The 18,096-nt window shown below is 60.7% G+C and carries 16 protein-coding genes; 9 read left to right on the top strand and 7 right to left on the bottom strand.

Annotated features, from left to right (window positions below; translation table 11 throughout):
* Positions 1-180: 180 nt before the first annotated feature.
* Entirely contained in the window at positions 181-1,788 is a 1,608-nt protein-coding gene (locus LVS58_RS15260) for a zinc-dependent metalloprotease family protein (protein ID WP_233691769.1), read from the top strand.
* Between the two features lie 8 nt (positions 1,789-1,796).
* Here LVS58_RS15260 and LVS58_RS15255 read toward each other — a convergent pair whose 3' ends face one another.
* The 4 genes from LVS58_RS15255 to choX form a co-directional block, all read right to left on the bottom strand.
* A complete protein-coding gene (locus LVS58_RS15255) occupies positions 1,797-2,273 on the bottom strand; it encodes a thioesterase family protein (protein ID WP_233691768.1) in 477 nt (158 codons plus the stop codon).
* 10 nt (positions 2,274-2,283) lie between these two features.
* On the bottom strand, positions 2,284-3,249 hold the full coding sequence (locus tag LVS58_RS15250; RefSeq protein WP_233691767.1) for an L-carnitine dehydrogenase: 966 nt from the start codon (positions 3,247-3,249) through the stop codon (positions 2,284-2,286).
* Positions 3,250-3,412: 163 nt separating this feature from the next.
* Positions 3,413-4,297 (bottom strand): 3-keto-5-aminohexanoate cleavage protein, encoded by an 885-nt coding sequence (locus LVS58_RS15245; protein ID WP_233691766.1) that lies wholly within the window; start codon positions 4,295-4,297, stop codon positions 3,413-3,415.
* A 200-nt stretch (positions 4,298-4,497) separates the two neighbouring features.
* A complete protein-coding gene (gene choX, locus LVS58_RS15240; RefSeq protein WP_233691765.1) occupies positions 4,498-5,442 on the bottom strand; it encodes a choline ABC transporter substrate-binding protein in 945 nt (314 codons plus the stop codon).
* A 144-nt stretch (positions 5,443-5,586) separates the two neighbouring features.
* On the opposite strand from choX, the gene LVS58_RS15235 reads away from it, so the two are divergent.
* Positions 5,587-6,534: a GlxA family transcriptional regulator gene (locus LVS58_RS15235; protein WP_233691764.1), complete on the top strand. Its 948-nt coding sequence runs from the start codon at positions 5,587-5,589 to the stop codon at positions 6,532-6,534.
* Positions 6,535-6,537: 3 nt separating this feature from the next.
* On the opposite strand, the gene LVS58_RS15230 is transcribed toward LVS58_RS15235, so the two are convergent.
* From LVS58_RS15230 to LVS58_RS15220, 3 genes are all read right to left on the bottom strand, one after another.
* On the bottom strand, positions 6,538-7,155 hold the full coding sequence (locus LVS58_RS15230; RefSeq protein WP_233691763.1) for a hypothetical protein: 618 nt from the start codon (positions 7,153-7,155) through the stop codon (positions 6,538-6,540).
* 71 nt (positions 7,156-7,226) lie between these two features.
* Complete coding sequence (locus LVS58_RS15225) at positions 7,227-7,919, bottom strand: hypothetical protein (protein ID WP_233691762.1); 693 nt, start codon at positions 7,917-7,919, stop codon at positions 7,227-7,229.
* 138 nt (positions 7,920-8,057) lie between these two features.
* The gene (locus tag LVS58_RS15220) at positions 8,058-8,474 is read right to left on the bottom strand and encodes a lysozyme inhibitor LprI family protein (protein ID WP_233691761.1); all 417 of its coding nucleotides are present in this window, start codon (positions 8,472-8,474) and stop codon (positions 8,058-8,060) included.
* A 285-nt stretch (positions 8,475-8,759) separates the two neighbouring features.
* On the opposite strand from LVS58_RS15220, the gene LVS58_RS15215 reads away from it, so the two are divergent.
* From LVS58_RS15215 to LVS58_RS15185, 7 genes are all read left to right on the top strand, one after another.
* A complete protein-coding gene (locus tag LVS58_RS15215; RefSeq protein WP_003255700.1) occupies positions 8,760-9,737 on the top strand; it encodes a dipeptidase in 978 nt (325 codons plus the stop codon).
* Between the two features lie 76 nt (positions 9,738-9,813).
* Positions 9,814-10,344, top strand: coding sequence for a DUF5943 domain-containing protein (locus LVS58_RS15210; RefSeq protein ID WP_233691760.1), 531 nt, complete (start codon positions 9,814-9,816; stop codon positions 10,342-10,344).
* Positions 10,345-10,359: 15 nt separating this feature from the next.
* Positions 10,360-12,420, top strand: a complete 2,061-nt coding sequence (gene dgcA, locus LVS58_RS15205; protein ID WP_003255697.1) for a dimethylglycine demethylation protein DgcA — start codon at positions 10,360-10,362, stop codon at positions 12,418-12,420.
* Positions 12,421-12,598: 178 nt separating this feature from the next.
* The gene (gene dgcB, locus LVS58_RS15200; protein WP_233691759.1) at positions 12,599-14,551 is read left to right on the top strand and encodes a dimethylglycine demethylation protein DgcB; all 1,953 of its coding nucleotides are present in this window, start codon (positions 12,599-12,601) and stop codon (positions 14,549-14,551) included.
* Positions 14,551-15,783 (top strand): electron transfer flavoprotein subunit alpha, encoded by a 1,233-nt coding sequence (etfA, locus tag LVS58_RS15195; protein WP_233691758.1) that lies wholly within the window; start codon positions 14,551-14,553, stop codon positions 15,781-15,783. The genes dgcB and etfA overlap by 1 nt, the downstream gene beginning before the upstream one ends.
* A gap of 10 nt (positions 15,784-15,793) precedes the next feature.
* A complete protein-coding gene (gene etfB, locus LVS58_RS15190) occupies positions 15,794-16,564 on the top strand; it encodes an electron transfer flavoprotein subunit beta (RefSeq protein WP_003257512.1) in 771 nt (256 codons plus the stop codon).
* A 602-nt stretch (positions 16,565-17,166) separates the two neighbouring features.
* Positions 17,167-18,057, top strand: a complete 891-nt coding sequence (locus tag LVS58_RS15185) for an RHS repeat-associated core domain-containing protein (protein WP_325175985.1) — start codon at positions 17,167-17,169, stop codon at positions 18,055-18,057.
* The last annotated feature ends 39 nt before the right edge of the window (positions 18,058-18,096 follow it).

Here is an 18,096-nt window from a genome sequence, read left to right as displayed (position 1 = left end):
AGAGGGTTTGGTCACCCTCGCTCACGCACAGTGGATGTTGCTCGCTCTTGGCCCCGCTAGCTCACGGCTTTGCGGGGTTATTTTTGCCCTTTCATCCACATTACCTAGCATTTTTGCCAGTAGATCAAATCCTCCTTTTCGACGTTTAGTGAGCACCTGTATTCCATAGGAGCGCAAAGCATGAAAGGGACGGTCTGGAAGGCATGTTTATTGGGCGCAGGATTGGTGATGGTTTCAGCTTGTAGCTCACCAACGCCTGAAGTCAGCACGACGACAAGTAGCGCATCGCAACTCTTCACCCTCGAACCCACCCCAGACCGGAACGCGCTGCAGCGCACAGCCAAGGGATACCTTGCCACCTTGCTTGCGGAACCGGCGAACGAACAGATCACCCTGGTCAACGCCAACCCGGCGCTGATCAGCAAAGACACGCAAGACCTGGCAATCACCTTGCCCGACGGCAAGACCGCGCAGTTCCACTTGCGTGACTTCAATACGATCACCAGCGGAATCGATGGTTGGGTCGGCTATAGGCCGTCGGCATGGAAGCAGAAGCATCCGTCATCAAGTTCGGAAATCGATAACGACCCGCTCTATTACCTGTCGATTGCTCGCGAGGGCGACAAGTTGGTGGGCAGGTTGTTGATCGACGGCCAGAATTACCGACTTGACTATGTTGGCCCTGGGCAGCATGCGTTGATCAAGGTGGACGAGTCGAAGTTGCCACCGGAAGGGGAGCCCCTTGTGTCGCCCGGAGCTCTTGCTCGCGATGACACTGTGGGCAAGGTTCCCCAATCGACCCACAGCACGATTCGTGTGCTGTTCGTGACGACGAATCAAGTGAGAGCTTCGAGACCCAACCCCCGGTTAGAATTGGCACAAGCATTGAATGATGCGAATCAGTACATGATCAATAGTAGAGTTGACATAACGTACGAGCTGGCGGGTTATTACGATGCTGCCTATGACGAGACTGGCAGATCTTATAATCAGCAACTTGAGGATATGGCGCCGGCTGCGCCACTTGGTGAGGGGATACTGCCCGTAAGAGACAGCCTGAAGGCAGATCTGGTTTCAATGTATTCAAGGGCAACTCAATATTGCGGGTTGGCGTACGTAACATCAAGCAAGACATCGGCTCATTCGGTTATTTCCTGTACTGAGTCATTGGCCCATGAACTGGGCCATAACCTGGGCGCTAATCACAATTGGGATGACGGGGATCCCGAAGGAAATCCACCGTACATGTACGGCTACAGGCTCGAGCTGGACGGGTACGGGTTCTTTCGTACCCAGATGTCTTATGACTGTGCGACTGGATGCCCTCGTATCGCCTACCACTCGAACCCTCGGTTGCTATACCGAAATTATCCAATGGGCACTCTCGCGCATCACGATGTCGCCCGTCGCTTCAACGAGCGCAGAGAAGTTGTCGAGAATTTTTACCCGAGGGAGGTGCAGTATACGCTGTACGAGCACGCCAATTTCCAGGGACGTTCATGTGTCGTGACCCATGTACGTACGTCGTCCTCCTGGCCGGGGGTCCAGTGTGGCGATGGTTGGGACAAACTCGTTTCCTCCGCTCGCATTCGTGGTTTCGTGCCGGGTATTCGGCTGAACTTTTTCACGCAAAACGGTGGGGCCCTAACTTTCACTAGTACTACCTACAGCGGTGACCTGGATATCCCCTTCCTGGACGATGACATTTCTCCCCCCGCAGGATTAACCATTGACCGAAGGGGCGAGAATCTCAATGACAACCTCTATCATATTGCATCGTTCTTTTAGGCCACCCTCTATCCACTCGCCGGCAGTTTGATAAGCCGTCCAACGTACGCGCTCTGCGGTACAGGCCCTTGATCATTGACGATGGACTGCAGGGCGGAGCTGCTGTATCGACTGAACGGGGCCGACCTCGGCCCCGCCAGGTCCACATGCAAGAGCATTTGCTCACTGGCGGCCAGCGCCTCGTCGCACCCGGCCCGGTGCAGGCTGTGGTAGACGTGCAGGCGCTTGCGATCAAAACCGATGATCTGTGTCTGCACCCACACTTCAGTGCCGAGTTTCACCTCATGCAGGTAGTTGATATGCGCCTCCAGGGTGAACAGTGAATGCCCACTCTTCCCACGGCTATCGGCATCCAGGCCGATGCGCTCCATCAGGGCATCGGTGGCGTAGCTGAAAATCAGCAGGTAGAAGGCATCGCGCAGATGCCCGTTGTAGTCGACCCAGTCCTCCTGGACTGGTGTGCGGTAGGTGATCAGTGCGGGCATCATGCTCTCCTCAGTCGCTGAATGACATGCCATGGTTGGCTTTGCTGTTTTTCACCGCTTCCAGCACTGCCAACAGGGTGTCATCACGGTAGCGCTCCAGCGCGGCGATGCTGTGCTCGCCCAATTGCTCCGAAGTGCCGTCGACAACATCGTCGATCAGTTTGTCGGTCAGCTCCGGCGCTGGCAGGTAGGTCCAGGGCAGCTTAAGGGCCGGGCCGAACTGCGACATGAAGTGACGCATGCCGGCATCGCCACCGGCCAGGGTATAGGTAAGGAATGTGCCCATGAACGACCAGCGCAAGCCTGCGCCGAAGCGGATCGCGTCGTCGATTTCGCCGGTGGTGGCCACGCCGTCGTTGACCAGGTGCAGCGCCTCACGCCACAGCGCTTCGAGCAGGCGGTCGGCGATGAAGCCGGGCACTTCCTTGCGCACATGCAACGGGCGCATGCCCAGGGCGGTGTAGATGGTTTTGGCGGCTTCAATGGCATCGGGAGAGGTGCGGCTGCCGCCGACAATTTCGACCAGTGGCAGCAGGTACACCGGGTTGAATGGGTGGCCGACGACGCAGCGCTCCGGGTGGGTGGAGGACTCGTAGAATTCACTGGGCAACAGGCCCGAAGTGCTGGAGCCGATGATCGCGTCGGGCTTGGCAGCGGCGCTGATCCGGGCGTGCAGGTCGAGCTTGAGGTCCAGACGCTCTGGCGCGCTTTCCTGGATGAAGTCCGCGTCGCGTACGCATTCTTCGATGGTGCTGACGAACTTCAGCCGGGCCTGAGAGGCACTTTGGGCCAGGCCTTGTTTTTCAAGCGCCGGCCAGGCGTTGGCGATACGTTTGCGCAGCGCCTGCTCGGCACCGGGTGCCGGGTCCCAGGCGATCACATCCAGGCCGTGGGCGAGGGCGCGGGCGACCCAGCCGCTGCCGATCACGCCGCTACCCAGGGCGGCAAAGGTCTTGATCTCGGTGATGAAACGCATAGCAATTCCTCAGAGCTGAATAGAAAGGTTCGGGTTAGCGCAAATCCGTGTGGGGGCGGGCATGCCCGCCAAGCAAGCGACGCGGTGGATAGCAAGGGCTTTGCCCGTGTTCGCGGGCAAGCCCGCTCCCACAGTTAACGCGCAGCTGAGATCGTTGAAGGGATCAGTGGCGCTTGAGGTTCATTTTTTCCCGGCCTTCTGCCGGGCTGAGTACGCGGCCACCCATGCGGGTGATGATCTCGCTTGCGCGTTCCACCAGTTGGCCATTGCTCGCCAGCACGCCACGGTCCAAATACAAGTTGTCTTCCAGGCCCACCCGCACATTGCCGCCGAGCAACACGGCCTGCGCGGCCATGGGCATCTGCATGCGGCCGATGCCGAAGCCGGCCCAGGTGACGTTGGCAGGCAGGTTGTCGACCATGGCCTTCATGGTGGTGGTGTCGGCCGGTGCGCCCCACGGGATGCCCAGGCACAGCTGGAACAACGGGTCTTCGAGCAGGCCTTCCTTCATCATTTGCTTGGCGAACCACAGGTGGCCGGTATCGAAGATTTCCAGCTCGGCCTTCACCCCCAGTTCGGTAATGCGCTTGGCGCCGGCGCGCAGTTGGGCCGGGGTGGACACGTAGATCGAGTTGCCGTCACCGAAGTTGAGGGTGCCGCAATCGAGGGTGCAGATTTCCGGCAACAGTGCTTCGACATGGGCCAGGCGCTCCAGCGGGCCGATCAGGTCGGTGCCTGGGCCGAACGCCAGCGGCGTTTCACCCGGGCCGATTTCCAGGTCGCCGCCCATGCCGGCGGTGAGGTTGACGATGATGTCCACGTCGGCTTCGCGGATGCGCTCCATGACTTCGCGGTAGAGGTTTACATCGCGGCTGAAACGGCCGGTCTGTGGGTCGCGGACGTGGCAGTGGACCACGGTGGCGCCGGCCTTGGCGGCCTCTACGGCGGATTCGGCGATCTGTTTGGGGGTGATCGGGACCAAGTGGCTTTTCGAGGCGGTGTCGCCGGCGCCGGTGAGGGCGCAGGTGATGATGACGTCGTGGTTCATGGCGGTTCCTTGTTATATCTGGGTAACAGGATCTCTGTAGGAGCGGCCTTGTGTCGCGAAAGGGCTGCGCAGCAGCCCCAGGGTCTATGCGGCGCTGCAGAAACCTGGGGGCTGCTTTGCGGCCCTTTCGCGACACAAGGCCGCTCCTACACCGACCGGTTTAACCTGTCAGTGGGGTCTACCGGCGAGAAAGGGCCGGATCAGTTGGCAGTGAGCTTGAGGTTGTCCGCGGCCGGCTTGCCATCGAAGCTGGTCACCCCCTCAAGCCAGCGCGCCTTGTCCTCGGGGTGGTCCTTGAGCCACTGGCGGGCCGATTCCAGCGCGTCCTTGTGGTCAAGCAGTGGCTGCATCATGCGGCTCTCGTCCTCGGCGCTGAACTTCAGGTTGGCCAGCAGGCGGTGGGCATTGGGGCAGCGTTCGGCGTAGTCCGGCGACGTCACCGTCCACACCGTCGCACGGCCTTCGTCAGGGCCGAGTGCATCCTGGCTGTCACCCAGGTAGGCCATGTCGATGTTCACGTTCATCGGGTGCGGCGCCCAGCCGAAGAACACCACGGCCTCCTTGCGCCGCACCGCGCGGTCGACGGCGGCGAGCATGCCGGCCTCGCTGGACTCGACCAGCTGGAACTTACCCAGGTCGAACTGGTTCTTGGTGATCATTGCCTTGATCTGGGTGTTGGCGCCGGAACCCGGTTCGATGCCATAGATCTTGCCGCCCAGCTCTTTCTCGAACTTGTGGATGTCGGCGAAGGTCTTCAGGCCCTTGTCGTAGAGGTATTTCGGCACGGCCAAGGTGGCGCGCGCGTCCTCCAGGCTTGGCTTGTCCAGTACTTTGACCTGGTTGGCATCGACGAACGGGGTAATGGTCTGGGTCATGATCGGGTTCCAGTAACCCAGGAACATGTCCAGGCGTTTGTCGCGGATGCCGGCGAAGATGATCTGTTGCGAGGCACTGGTCTGTTTGGTCTGGTACCCCAGGCCGTCGAGCAGTACCTGAGCCATGGCGCTGGTGGCAATGACGTCGGTCCAGTTGACCACGCCCAGGCGCACGTTCTTGCAGGCCGAGGGCTCGGCGGCGAAAAGCGGGGTGGCAACGATGCTGCTCAGGGCAAGGGACAACAGGCTGCGGCGGATCAAGCTGTGCATGGTGGCTCTCCATCGGCAGTGCATATTGTTATTGAGGGCGGCCTCTGCGGACCGTGTGAATACGCTACGCTGGCGGTACCTTGCCCAAGCGCACGCTAGCGACAGGAATTAGCACCTGGGCGACCAGTTTCGGTGGAGGAGGGGATGATGGAGACGATTGCCTTTCTGTTGGTGCCCGGCTTTTCCGCCATGGGTTTCATTTCGGCGGTGGAGCCACTGCGGGTGGCCAATCGTTTTGGTGGGCAGTTGTACCGGTGGCAGGTGCTTAGCCTGGACGGTGAGGCGGTGCTGGCGAGCAACGGCATGTCGATCAATGCCGATGCCGCCCTGGGGGAGGGGGAGCCGGCCAACATCCTGCTGGTGGTGGCGGGCTTCGAGCCATTGGCCAATGTCGCACCCAAACTGCTGCATGCGCTGCGCCGGCTCAACCACGAAGCTGTCATGCTCGGTGGCATCGACACGGGCGCGATGGTGCTGGCCGAGGCAGGGCTGCTCGAGGGTTACCGGGCAACATTGCATTGGGAGGCGCTGGAGGCATTCAAGGAACGCTATCCAGGCCTTCAAGCTACCCAGGAGCTGTTCGAGATTGACCGCAGTCGCATCACCTGTGCCGGCGGAACGGCCTCGATAGACTTGATGCTGCACCTGATTGCCCAGTCTCACGGCAGCGAACTGGCGGTCAAGGTGTCCGAGCAGTTCGTGCTGGGGCGCATCCGTCAGCGCCAGGATCACCAGCGCATGCAGATCGGTGCGCGTTATGGCATCAGTAACAAGAAGCTGGTCCATGCCATTGGTGAAATGGAAAAACACATCGAGCCACCGCTGAGCACGCTGGAACTGGCTGCCGCGATCAAGGTGACAAGGCGTCAACTGGAGCGTTTGTTTCGCATGCATCTTGATGCAACACCGAGCGGTTTCTACCTCGCGTTGCGGCTGGACAAGGCGCGCCAGCTGTTGGCCCAGACCGACATGTCGGTGACTGAAGTCAGCCTTGCGTGCGGTTTTGAACTGCCATCGTATTTCACGCGGCGCTACAAGCTGAGGTTTGGACGGTGCCCGCGGGAGGAGCGACGGCCCAGCGGTACAAAGTGAGCTTCAATCCAGTTCCCACTCTAGAAAGGCCCTTAGCTTCTCGCGATTCCTTGCTTGCAGATCCTTGCGAAGCGGGGCGAAGCCTGCTGCATTGAAGCGTGCACCCAGATGGTCGAATATCAGGTTTAACTTTCTGGTGGGCTCGACCGGGTCGGTAATGCAGTAGGCATAAAACAGGATCGCCACCGGGACCTGGTCCCCTTCATGGTCGAGTTCGATACTTAGGTGTGAAGAGGCGTTCATTACGCTGAAGGTATGCGTACCTGCCGACTGCAGAGCGGCTTGAACATTTTCTTCGAGGCTTGTGAACCAAGGTCCTTTCTCGCGCGGCGGGGGTAGATAGCCACTGTAAACATCGCTTAATGCAAGCAGGTGCGGCTCATACACAATGGTTTTATGTGTATGTTCGAACAGGGTGAATTTCAATGATTGCAAGGTGGCGAGAGCGACAGTGAACCATTGCTGAGGCTGGGTCTCCATCGAGTATTTTTCATTGGCCACTGCTTGTGAATAACGCAGGCATAGCTGCAAATCTTCCCATGTTTCGAGTGTCAGCCAGGAGGCATGCTTGTTTCTTAGTCGCTCCTCGAATACTCGGGTATCCAGGCTCGTATCTCCCATGTGGCATTGCTCCTTGATGGATGCATATGACCAGAACCGGGTACCAGGGAGCTGGTACCCAGTCTCGCTAATCAGATAGCGAGAAATGCGGCGATGTCGCCTTTTATCTTCTCATTCACCAGGTCACGAGCAGCGTCGAAGTGACGAACGCTGAACGTACCCTGTTGCGACGCGCGATAGACGCGGGTAGACGTTTTGTCGACCTTGCGGGTCAGGGCGCCTTCACGCTCGACTTTCGAGTCGTAGCTGGCCTGGAAGCTGGTCATGTGCATCGCAGGCAGGCCTTGTGGCGTCATTTCGCACTGGGCGACCACGAAGTTGCTCGATTTGCCGGATTCGCTATGGCTGTGCTTTTCCAGGTGCGCCTTGACTTCCGGCTTCTGCACGACAACTTGCAGAACACGCCTGGCGCAGGCGGCGCGACGAGGGTCCGCGGAGACGCTGATGGTGACGGACTTGGTAATCAGCTCTGCCAGGGTCAGGTTGTCTTCATCAATGGCATCTTCGGCATGTGCTGCGCCGGTCATGGTCCAGCCAAACTTGATCAGGCCATCGTTGTAGAAGTTGTACCACTCGCGCTGCTGGGTTTCCTTGTCAAACTTCTTGTTGGCCAGTTCGGTCATCAGGCGCATGCCGGCCAGGATGTCTTCTGCAATGTTGGCAGGCACATTGTCAGCGAAGACGCAGATGGTCTGGCCGGTAGCGGCTACGCGCTCTTGACCCTCTTTGCGGATCTTTTCCATTTCAACTTTGATGTCAGCCACTTTGTAATTCCTTGATAGTTGTGAGTTTCAAGACACACATGGTGAGCACGTGGTCTGAGGGCACTATCGAGCAATTACGCAGGGGGCATCAGCGGCATGTTGTTCCTCTGGAGTTGATCCTTCACTCGCACGTGCCGATCAATCTTCGGGTGCTGGCTCGTCACTGTTTTGCGAGCCCAGGCTGCGCAAATACTCTGCTCGCTCATCACTGCGCTGTGCAATGCAGCTGTTCCAGGCGATCTGGTAGGCCTTGCTGCCGGGTTGTTCAGCATGGGTTTCGACCTTGCAGTCTGCATCGCGCAGTTGGCTCCAGACTTTCTCGGCTGCCTCTATTTGCGACATCAGCCCAGCCTCGTCGCCGAACTGATCACGCATGCGCGCGACCAGGTCATCATAGGCCGACTGCAGCTCACGCTCGGCGACCTGCTTGTTGAATGCTGCACAGGCGAAGGTCTGCTGGTCGGTCTCCACATTGTCGCAAGGTGTGCTTTCGTCCTCATTGGCCTGGGCCCCGCTCACGACGGCCAGCAGCACCAGCCATGCCATTGATTTCATCCGTTTTCTCCTCAACAGGCTGTCGAATTGCAGGGATTCTCGCTCAGCCAGCGATCAGGCGGTAGCTCCCTGACCAAATGTTCATGTACCGGTTGCAAATGTCGTTATCGAGACTCCCTCTCATCCCCGGAGCACGCGCCAGACGCGCTCTTGTCGCGCATTGACGCTTTCGGCAAACCCCCTGTCGTTTTTGCACCGGGGCGCCTCGGGGCACAGGCATATGCTGGCCTCAAAGCGCCGGCAGAAGGTTTGGCGCGACCCAACTCTATAAAAGGGGACAGCCTGATGAGCCCAGCCGAACTACACGCCGACAGCATCGTCATCGATGGCCTGATCATCGCCAAATGGAACCGCGAGCTGTTCGAAGACATGCGCAAAGGCGGCCTTACTGCGGCCAACTGCACGGTGTCGGTCTGGGAAGGGTTCAAGGCTACGGTCGACAACATCGCGTCCAGCCAGAAGCTTATTCGCGACAACAGCGACCTGGTAATGCCAGTGCGCACCACCGCCGACATCCGCAAGGCCAAGGAGCTGGGCAAGACCGGCATCCTCTTCGGCTTCCAGAACGCCCATGCGTTCGAGGACCAGATCGCTTATGTGGACGTGTTCAAGCAGCTGGGCGTGGGCATCGTGCAGATGTGCTACAACACCCAGAACCTGGTTGGCACCGGCTGCTACGAGCGTGACGGCGGGCTGTCCGGCTTCGGTCGCGAGATCGTTGCCGAGATGAACCGCGTCGGCATCATGTGTGACCTGTCCCACGTTGGCTCCAAGACTTCCGAAGAAGTCATCCTCGAATCGAAAAAGCCGGTGTGCTACTCGCACTGCCTGCCCTCGGGCCTGAAAGAGCACCCGCGCAACAAGTCGGACGAAGAGCTGAAGTTCATCGCTGATCACGGCGGTTTCGTTGGCGTCACCATGTTTGCGCCGTTCCTGGCCAAAGGCATTGACTCGACCATCGACGACTACGCCGAAGCCATCGAGTACACCATGAATATCGTCGGTGAAGACGCCATCGGTATCGGTACCGACTTCACTCAAGGTCACGGCCAGGACTTCTTCGAATACCTGACCCATGACAAGGGCTACGCCCGCCGCCTGACCAACTTCGGCAAGATCATCAACCCGCTGGGCATTCGCACCGTCGGCGAATTCCCCAACCTCACCGAGACCTTGCTAAAACGCGGCCACTCCGAGCGTGTGGTACGCAAGATCATGGGCGAGAACTGGGTAAACGTCCTCAAGGATGTCTGGGGCGAGTAAGCCGCTCTCCAAGCCTGATAGCCCCTGCCAGCAACGCCGGGGCACCCACAAAAAAATTTTATGGAGTTGAGTTTCCATGGCCAAAATCGCCCCGCAATTGCCAATCGAAGTCGACAGCGAGACCGGTGTCTGGACCAGCGACGCCTTGCCGATGCTGTATGTGCCTCGGCATTTCTTCGTCAATAACCACATCGGTATCGAGGAAGTGCTGGGCGCCGACGCCTATGCCGAGATCCTCTACAAGGCTGGCTACAAGTCCGCCTGGCACTGGTGTGAAAAAGAGGCCGAATGCCATGGCCTGGAAGGCGTGGCGGTGTTCGAGCACTACATGAAGCGCCTGAGCCAGCGTGGCTGGGGCCTGTTCGAGATCCAGGACATCGACCTGGACAAAGGTACCTGCAGCGTCAAGCTCAAGCACTCTGCGTTCGTGTACGTCTATGGCAAGTGCGGCCGCAAGGTCGACTATATGTTCACCGGCTGGTTCGCTGGCGCGATGGACCAGATTCTCGCTGCCCGCGGCAGCAAGATCCGCACCGTGGCCGAGCAGGTCTATGGCGGGTCGGAAGAAGGCCACGAAGATGGCCTGTTCATTACAAAGCCGTTGTAAGCCGGAGATAGCGTCATGGCATTCGAAGCAATGTTCCAGCCGATCCAGATCGGCAAACTGACCATCCGCAACCGTGTGCTCAGCACCGCGCACGCCGAGGTCTACGCCACTGACGGCGGCATGACGACCGACCGCTATGTGAAGTATTACGAAGAGAAGGCCAAGGGCGGCATCGGCCTGGCCATCTGTGGCGGCTCGTCGGTGGTTGCCATCGACAGCCCGCAGGAATGGTGGGCATCGGTCAACTTGTCGACCGACCGCATCATCCCGCACTTCCAGAACCTTGCCGACGCCATGCACAAGCATGGCGCCAAGATCATGATCCAGATTACCCACATGGGCCGTCGCTCGCGCTGGGACGGCTTCAACTGGCCGACGCTGATGTCGCCATCGGGCATTCGCGAACCTGTGCATCGCGCCACCTGCAAAACCATCGAGGTGGAAGAGATCTGGCGGGTAATCGGCAACTACGCGCAGGCTGCGCGTCGCGCCAAAGAGGGCGGCCTGGACGGCGTGGAATTGTCGGCGGTGCACCAGCACATGATCGACCAGTTCTGGAGCCCACGGGTCAACAAGCGTACCGACGAGTGGGGCGGCACCTTTGAAGGCCGTATGAAATTCGGCCTGGAAGTACTGAAAGCCGTGCGCGCCGAAGTGGGTGACGACTTCTGCGTGGGCATGCGTATCTGTGGCGATGAGTTCCACCCTGATGGCCTTAGCCACGAGGATATGAAGCAGATCGCTGCCTACTACGACGCCACCGGCATGCTCGACTTCATCGGCGTGGTCGGTTCGGGTTGCGATACCCACAACACCCTGGCCAACGTCATCCCCAACATGAGCTACCCGCCGGAGCCGTTCCTGCACCTGGCGGCCGGTATCAAGGAAGTGGTCAAGGTCCCGGTGCTGCACGCGCAGAACATCAAAGACCCGAACCAGGCCACGCGCATTCTTGAAGGCGGCTACGTGGACATGGTCGGCATGACCCGTGCGCACATGGCCGACCCGCACCTGATCGCCAAGATCAAGATGGGCCAGATTGACCAGATCAAGCAGTGCGTCGGTGCCAACTACTGCATCGACCGCCAGTACCAGGGCCTGGATGTGCTGTGCATCCAGAACGCCGCGACCTCCCGTGAATACATGGGGGTGCCGCACATCATCGAGAAGACCACCGGCGTCAAGCGCAAGGTGGTGGTGGTGGGCGCAGGCCCTGCCGGCATGGAAGCGGCCCGCGTGGCTGCTGAACGCGGCCACGACGTGACCCTGTTCGAGAAGAGGGACCAAATCGGCGGGCAGATCACCATTGCCGCCAAGGCCCCGCAGCGTGACCAGATTGCCGGTATCACCCGCTGGTACCAGCTTGAGCTCGCTCGCCTGAAAGTCGACCTGCGCCTGGGCACTGCCGCTGATGTGGCCGCCATCCAGGACCTGCGCCCGGACGTCATCGTGCTGGCCGTAGGTGGGCACTCGTTCCTGGAGCAGAACGAGCACTGGGGCGCCGCTGAAGGGCTGGTAGTCAGCAGCTGGGATGTGCTCGATGGCAAGGTAGCGCCGGGCAAGAACGTGCTGGTGTACGACACCATCTGCGAATTCACCGGTATGTCGGTCGCCGACTTCATCGCCGACAAGGGCAGCCAGGTCGAGATCGTCACCGACGACATCAAGCCAGGCGTGGCCATGGGCGGCACGACCTTCCCCACCTACTACCGCAGCATGTACCCCAAAGAAGTGATCATGACCGGCGACATGATGCTGGAAAAGGTCTACCGCGAAGGCGACAAGCTGGTGGCGGTACTGGAGAACGAATACACCGGCGCCAAGGAAGAGCGCGTGGTCGATCAAGTCGTGGTTGAGAACGGCGTGCGCCCTGACGAAGAGCTGTACTACGCGCTCAAGGAAGGTTCGCGCAACAAGGGCCAGATCGATGTGGAGGCGCTGTTCGCCATCAAGCCACAGCCGATCCTCAGCCAGCCGGGCGAAGGCTACCTGCTGTACCGCATCGGCGACTGCGTGGCCCAGCGCAACGTGCATGCGGCGATCTACGACGCCTTGCGCCTGTGCAAGGACTTCTGATCGTTAACAGTCGCCGCCATCGGGCGCGATCCCTGTAGGAGCGGGTTTACCCGCGAATGCGTCAGCACTGACAACATTGTTGCCTGACCGGACGCATTCGCGGGTGGACCTGCTCCCACACGGGGCCAGTCTCGCCCTCTGGTCGGCGCAAGAATCCAGCTGTTTGTGGGAGCCTCCCATGTTGAACACCCTTCTACCCATCCTGCTGTTCGCTGCCCTTGGCTTGGCAGTGCTCGGTGCCTTGCGCCGGGTGCGCATGTGGCGCCGTGGCCGGCCGTCCCAGGTCAACCTGATCGGCGGCCTGCTGGCCATGCCGCGCCGCTACCTGGTGGACCTGCACCATGTGGTCGAGCGCGACAAATACATGTCCAAGACCCACGTGGCCACTGCGGGCGGCTTTGTGCTGTCTGCTGCTCTGGCCATTCTGGTGCATGGTTTTGGCCTGCAGAGCAAGATCCTCGGCTACGCACTGCTGGTAGCCACGGTGATCATGTTTACTGGTGCCATCTTTGTCTTCAAACGCCGCCTCAACCCGCCCTCCCGCCTGTCCAAGGGCCCGTGGATGCGCCTGCCGAAGAGTTTGCTGGCGTTCGCCGTGAGCTTCTTCATTGCCACCCTGCCGGTAGCCGGTATCCTGCCGGCCAACACCGGTGGCTGGGTGATGGTCGCCGTTCTGGGGCTGGGCGTGCTGTGGGGTGTGTCGGAACTGTTCTTTGGCATGACCTGGGGCGGCCCGATGAAGCACGCCTTCGCCGGTGCCCTGCACCTGGCCTGGCACCGCCGTGCCGAACGCTTCGGCGGCGGCCGCTCCACCGGCCTCAAGCCGCTGGACCTGGAAGACCCGAACGCACCCCTTGGCGTGGAAAAACCAGTCGACTTCACCTGGAACCAGCTGCTGGGCTTCGATGCCTGCGTGCAGTGCGGTAAATGTGAAGCCATGTGTCCGGCCTTTGCCGCTGGCCAGCCGCTGAACCCGAAAAAACTCATCCAGGACATGGTCATCGGCCTTGCCGGTGGCACTGACGCCCAATTCGCCGGTAGCCCGTACCCTGGCAAACCGATCGGCGAACACGGCGGCAATCCACACCAGCCAATCGTCAATGGCCTGGTCGACGCCGAAACGCTGTGGTCCTGCACCACCTGCCGTGCCTGTGTCGAGGAGTGCCCGATGATGATCGAGCACGTCGATGCCATCGTCGACATGCGCCGCCACCTCACCCTGGAAAAGGGCGCTACCCCGAACAAGGGCGCCGAGGTGCTGGACAACCTGATCGCCACCGACAACCCCGGCGGCTTTGCCCCCGGCGGGCGCATGAACTGGGCTGCCGACCTCAACCTGCGGCTGCTGTCTGAAGTGAAAGCGACCGACGTGTTGTTCTGGGTCGGTGATGGTGCTTTCGACATGCGCAACCAGCGCACTTTGCGTTCGTTTGTCAAAGTACTGAAAGCCTCGGGCGTGGATTTTGCCGTGCTCGGCCTGGAAGAGCGCGACAGCGGCGACGTGGCGCGTCGCCTGGGCGATGAGGCGACCTTCCAGCAACTGGCCAAGCGCAACATCCAGACCCTGGCCAAGTACAGGTTCCAGCGTATCGTCACCTGCGATCCGCACAGCTTCCATGTGCTGAAGAACGAATACGGCGCTCTGGGCGGTAACTACCAGGTGCAGCACCACAGCACCTATATCGCCGAACTGATCGCGGCCAAGAAACTCAACCTTGGCCAGCACAAGGGCGGCAGCGTCACTTACCACGATCCGTGCTACCTGGGCCGCTACAACGGCGAGTACGAAGCCCCGCGCGAAGTGCTCAAGGCGCTGGGGATCGAGGTGCGCGAGATGCAGCGCTCGGGCTTCCGTTCCCGTTGCTGCGGTGGTGGTGGCGGTGCGCCGATCACTGACATCCCTGGCAAGCAGCGTATTCCCGATATGCGCATGGACGACATCCGTGAGACCGAGGCCGAGCTGGTAGCCGTGGGTTGCCCGCAGTGCACCGCCATGCTTGAAGGCGTGGTCGAGCCGCGCCCACAGATCAAGGACTTGGCCGAACTGGTGGCCGACGTGCTGATCGAGGAGGACGCATCCACTGTCCCAAAGCCGCAAACGGCTAAACGTGAACCTGCGGAGGTGCACTGATGAGCGACATTATCCGCCGCGATCCACGCACCGAGTGGATCGCCCGTAACCGTCTGCATCCGCTGCATGCCGCGATGCAGACGCAGCAGACCAGCTGGATGGGGCCTAACGGCATCATTCGCAAGAACCCGCATGCGATTGCAGCAGGCTTTGTCGGCCCGGCCGGCATCAAGCGGATCGACCGCAGCGGCGCCCAGCAGGGCACCGGTGCGGGCGGTCGGCGCACGGCGGCGGTCGAGGTCAAGCTGCCACTGCACCAGGTGGCGGCGCCGGCGTTCTACATTGCCGTCGTGCCGGACATGGTTGGCGGCCGCCTGAGCAGCCACGACCGCGACCTGCTTGGCCTGGCCCACAGCCTGGCCGGCAGCGACGGGGCGGTGCTGGCCGTGGTGTTCAACGAGCACAAGGAAAGCAACTTTTCCACAGCCGGTGTCGACCGCCTGCTGGTTATCGAGGGCGAGGCCTTCGAGGGTTATGCACCGGAGCAACTGGTGCAAGGCCTGCGCGCTGTGGATAACCAGTTCGCGCCGCGCCACTGGCTGCTGCCCGACAGCCGCACCGGTGGCGGTGAACTGGGTCGGCGCTTGGGCGCCGCGCTGGGCGAGCGCCCGGCAACGCGGGTATGGCAGGTCAAGGACGGTCAGTGCATTGGCCGCGCCGGTGCCGGCCAGCAGGACCTGCAACGCGCCGTGCCACGTCTGATCCTGGCGGCGGCCGAGTGCGCCGAGCCGGTCAGCGAGACCCGTCACGAAGCGCTACCGGTGGAGTTGTCCACAAGTGTGGTGCGCAGCCTGCCGCGCATCGAAGACCTTGGTTCGGTGGCCGTCGACCCGGCCACCATCGCCATGGCCGAAGCGGAATTCATCGTCTCGGGCGGCAACGGTGTCAAGGACTGGGACCTGTACCACAAGGCCACCGCAGCCCTCGGCGCAACCGAAGGCGCTTCGCGGGTGGCGGTGGACGACGGCTTCATGCCGCGCAACCGCCAAGTCGGGGCCACGGGTACCTGGGTTACCGCACGCGTGTATGTGGCTGTGGGTATCTCAGGCGCGATCCAGCACCTGCAGGGTATCGGTGCCTGCGACAAGGTGGTGGCGATCAACATGGACCCAGGCTGCGACATGATCAAACGGGCTGACCTGTCGGTGATTGGCGACAGCTCGGCGATTCTCAAGGCGCTGATCGAGGCTGTGGACAACTTCCGCAGTGGCGGCCAGCGCGACGCGGCATAAGGGCACGAGCATGAGTACGAAAGTGATCAGCCTGGTTTCCATTGGCGCCCACCCAAGCTCCGGCCGCGCTCGCCGCGCCGAGCAGGATGCCCGCGCCGTAGAGCTTGGCTTGCAGCTGGCTGGGGATAACTTGCAGGTGGTGCACGCTGGCGACCCGCGCGAAGAAGCACTGCGCGCCTACCTGGGCATGGGCCTCGACCACCTCGACGTGCTGGAGCAACCGGCCGGTGCCGATGTGCTGGGCGTGCTGGGCGATTATCTGCGCGACGCCGGGGCCCAACTGGTGTTGACCGGTAGCCAGGCCGAGACCGGCGAGGGGTCGGGCATGTTGCCGTTCCTGCTGGCCGAAAAGCTCGGCTGGCCCCTGATTGTCGGGTTGGCCGAAGTGGAGTCGATCGACAACGGTACCGCCCAGGTGTTGCAGGCTCTGCCGCGTGGTCAGCGGCGTCGGCTGAAGGTACGCCTGCCGTTGCTGGCGACTGTGGATAACGCTGCGCCCAAGCCGCGCCAGAGCGCTTTTGGGCCCGCGCGCCGGGGGGTATTGGCGGCGCGTAATGTGGCCATCGTCGAAGATGAACTGTTGGCCGAAGCCGAGCTGCAACCGGCCCGCCCTCGGCCCAAGCGCTTGAAGGTGATCAAGGCCAAGAGCGGCGCTGACCGGATGAAAGCGGCGACGGCCAAGGCCAGTGGCGGTGGTGGCAAGGTACTGAAGGACGTTTCGCCGCAGGAAGGAGCTGAGGCGATCCTCAAGCTGCTGGTGGAAGAGGGTGTATTGCGCTGAGTCCCCCTGGGAGCGGCCTGTGTGACGCGATGGGCCGCTTAGCAGCCCTGTTAATTTGGGGCAGGATCCAGATCCTGGGGCCGCGCTGCGGCCCCTGCGACACAATCCATAGCCCATTCCCCTGTGTATAAGTTATTCATTTTCCCCGTCACATGCCCCAGCAAACTGGACGAACCGTCAGGTACGATGTTTTTGCCCACGGAATCTGTTCGCCAAGGTGTGGATAAATTGTTGGTGCATGGCTGGGAGCCTTATATAACGGCGCTTACACGGATTAGATCATAAAATGATCAGCTTCCCTCGGCATCGCCTGATGCGGGCATGCTGCTTTTTGCCAGGATTTTCCCACAATCTCTGTGAGCCGGTCTGTGGATAATCTGTTTGATAGCGGCTGTAGACCCCGCCGTTCCTGTCTTCGAGTGCTTTGATCAGAAAACAGCCAATCGGGGCTCACACACGCTTGAACCCCGAGTGCAGGTAAAAATTCAGGATCACCTGAGTCAAAACCTGTGAATAAGTACCAAGAACCTATCATTTCTATCAGTTAGCAGTCCTATTTCAGGCAAGTAAAATGAGCGATCACCATCGGGCGAGCGTTCATCATGCATGGCATGCTGCAAACAGTTACCCCTCCCCACATGGGCGGGATTTCAAGGTCGTATTCAGCATACGGGGCCTATGCCGGGGCAAGGAATATTGCCTTCGCCGGGCAGATGGTCGATCACCTGACGGGTTGCTATCACCTGGGCAACGGCCGGCGAACCTACAACCCTGTGTTGATGCGCTTTCACTCTGCCGACTCACTCAGCCCCTTCTCAGATGGTGGGCTGAATGCCTATGCCTATTGTGCTGGCGACCCGATCAACCGGGTCGACCCCAGTGGCGCCTTCTCGGTCACCTTGTTCGCCCGCAACCGGGTCGACGTGATTAGCCCGGTGATCAGTGGCATAAGCATGTTTTCGAGTTCGGTGACGCTTGGCGGGGCTGTCGCACGAACGGCCAGAAACGCGGTTGCCCGCTTGCAAAGTCAGCATTCCGGTACGCTCTATGCCGAGCCGAGCCTAAGATCCCGGATTGGTAATACAAGCCTTTTCTACGCAGGAGGAATGGGGGTTGCAGGCACCGCCTTGAGTGGTGTCGAGCAAGGGTGGATTGGTAATGTACTGACCACTAATGGCCGTCGCCTGGGGCTGGGCAACGCAATTGGGAACATCAGCGGTGGCTTGTTCTCCAACGCCGAGGCGGCACAGGCTGTATGGAGGGGGGTAGGACAGCCCGGAGTGTCGGGAGTAAGGGTAGCCTGGGAGACAGTCTATGAAGTCACCGGTGTGCGGATGGTTGTCGAAGGGGCTTCGTACGTGTGGGGCCGAGGCATGGCACTAGGGGCCAGGATCGCTTCGGCAGGTCGAGCAGCTGCGGATGCGTGGCGTGCCTGGGGTACTCAACCCAGTGCGCCGCCTCCGTCTCCGACTGGGGACACAAGGCAACCATAAACCCACTGGCACGGCAATTTGCCATGCCAGTGGGTGGTA

Source organism: Pseudomonas sp. JR33AA, assembly GCF_021378985.1.
Taxonomy (GTDB): Bacteria; Pseudomonadota; Gammaproteobacteria; order Pseudomonadales; family Pseudomonadaceae; genus Aquipseudomonas; species Aquipseudomonas alloputida.
Note: the sequence above shows the minus strand (reverse complement) of the source record. Positions and strands in the feature narration are given on the sequence as shown.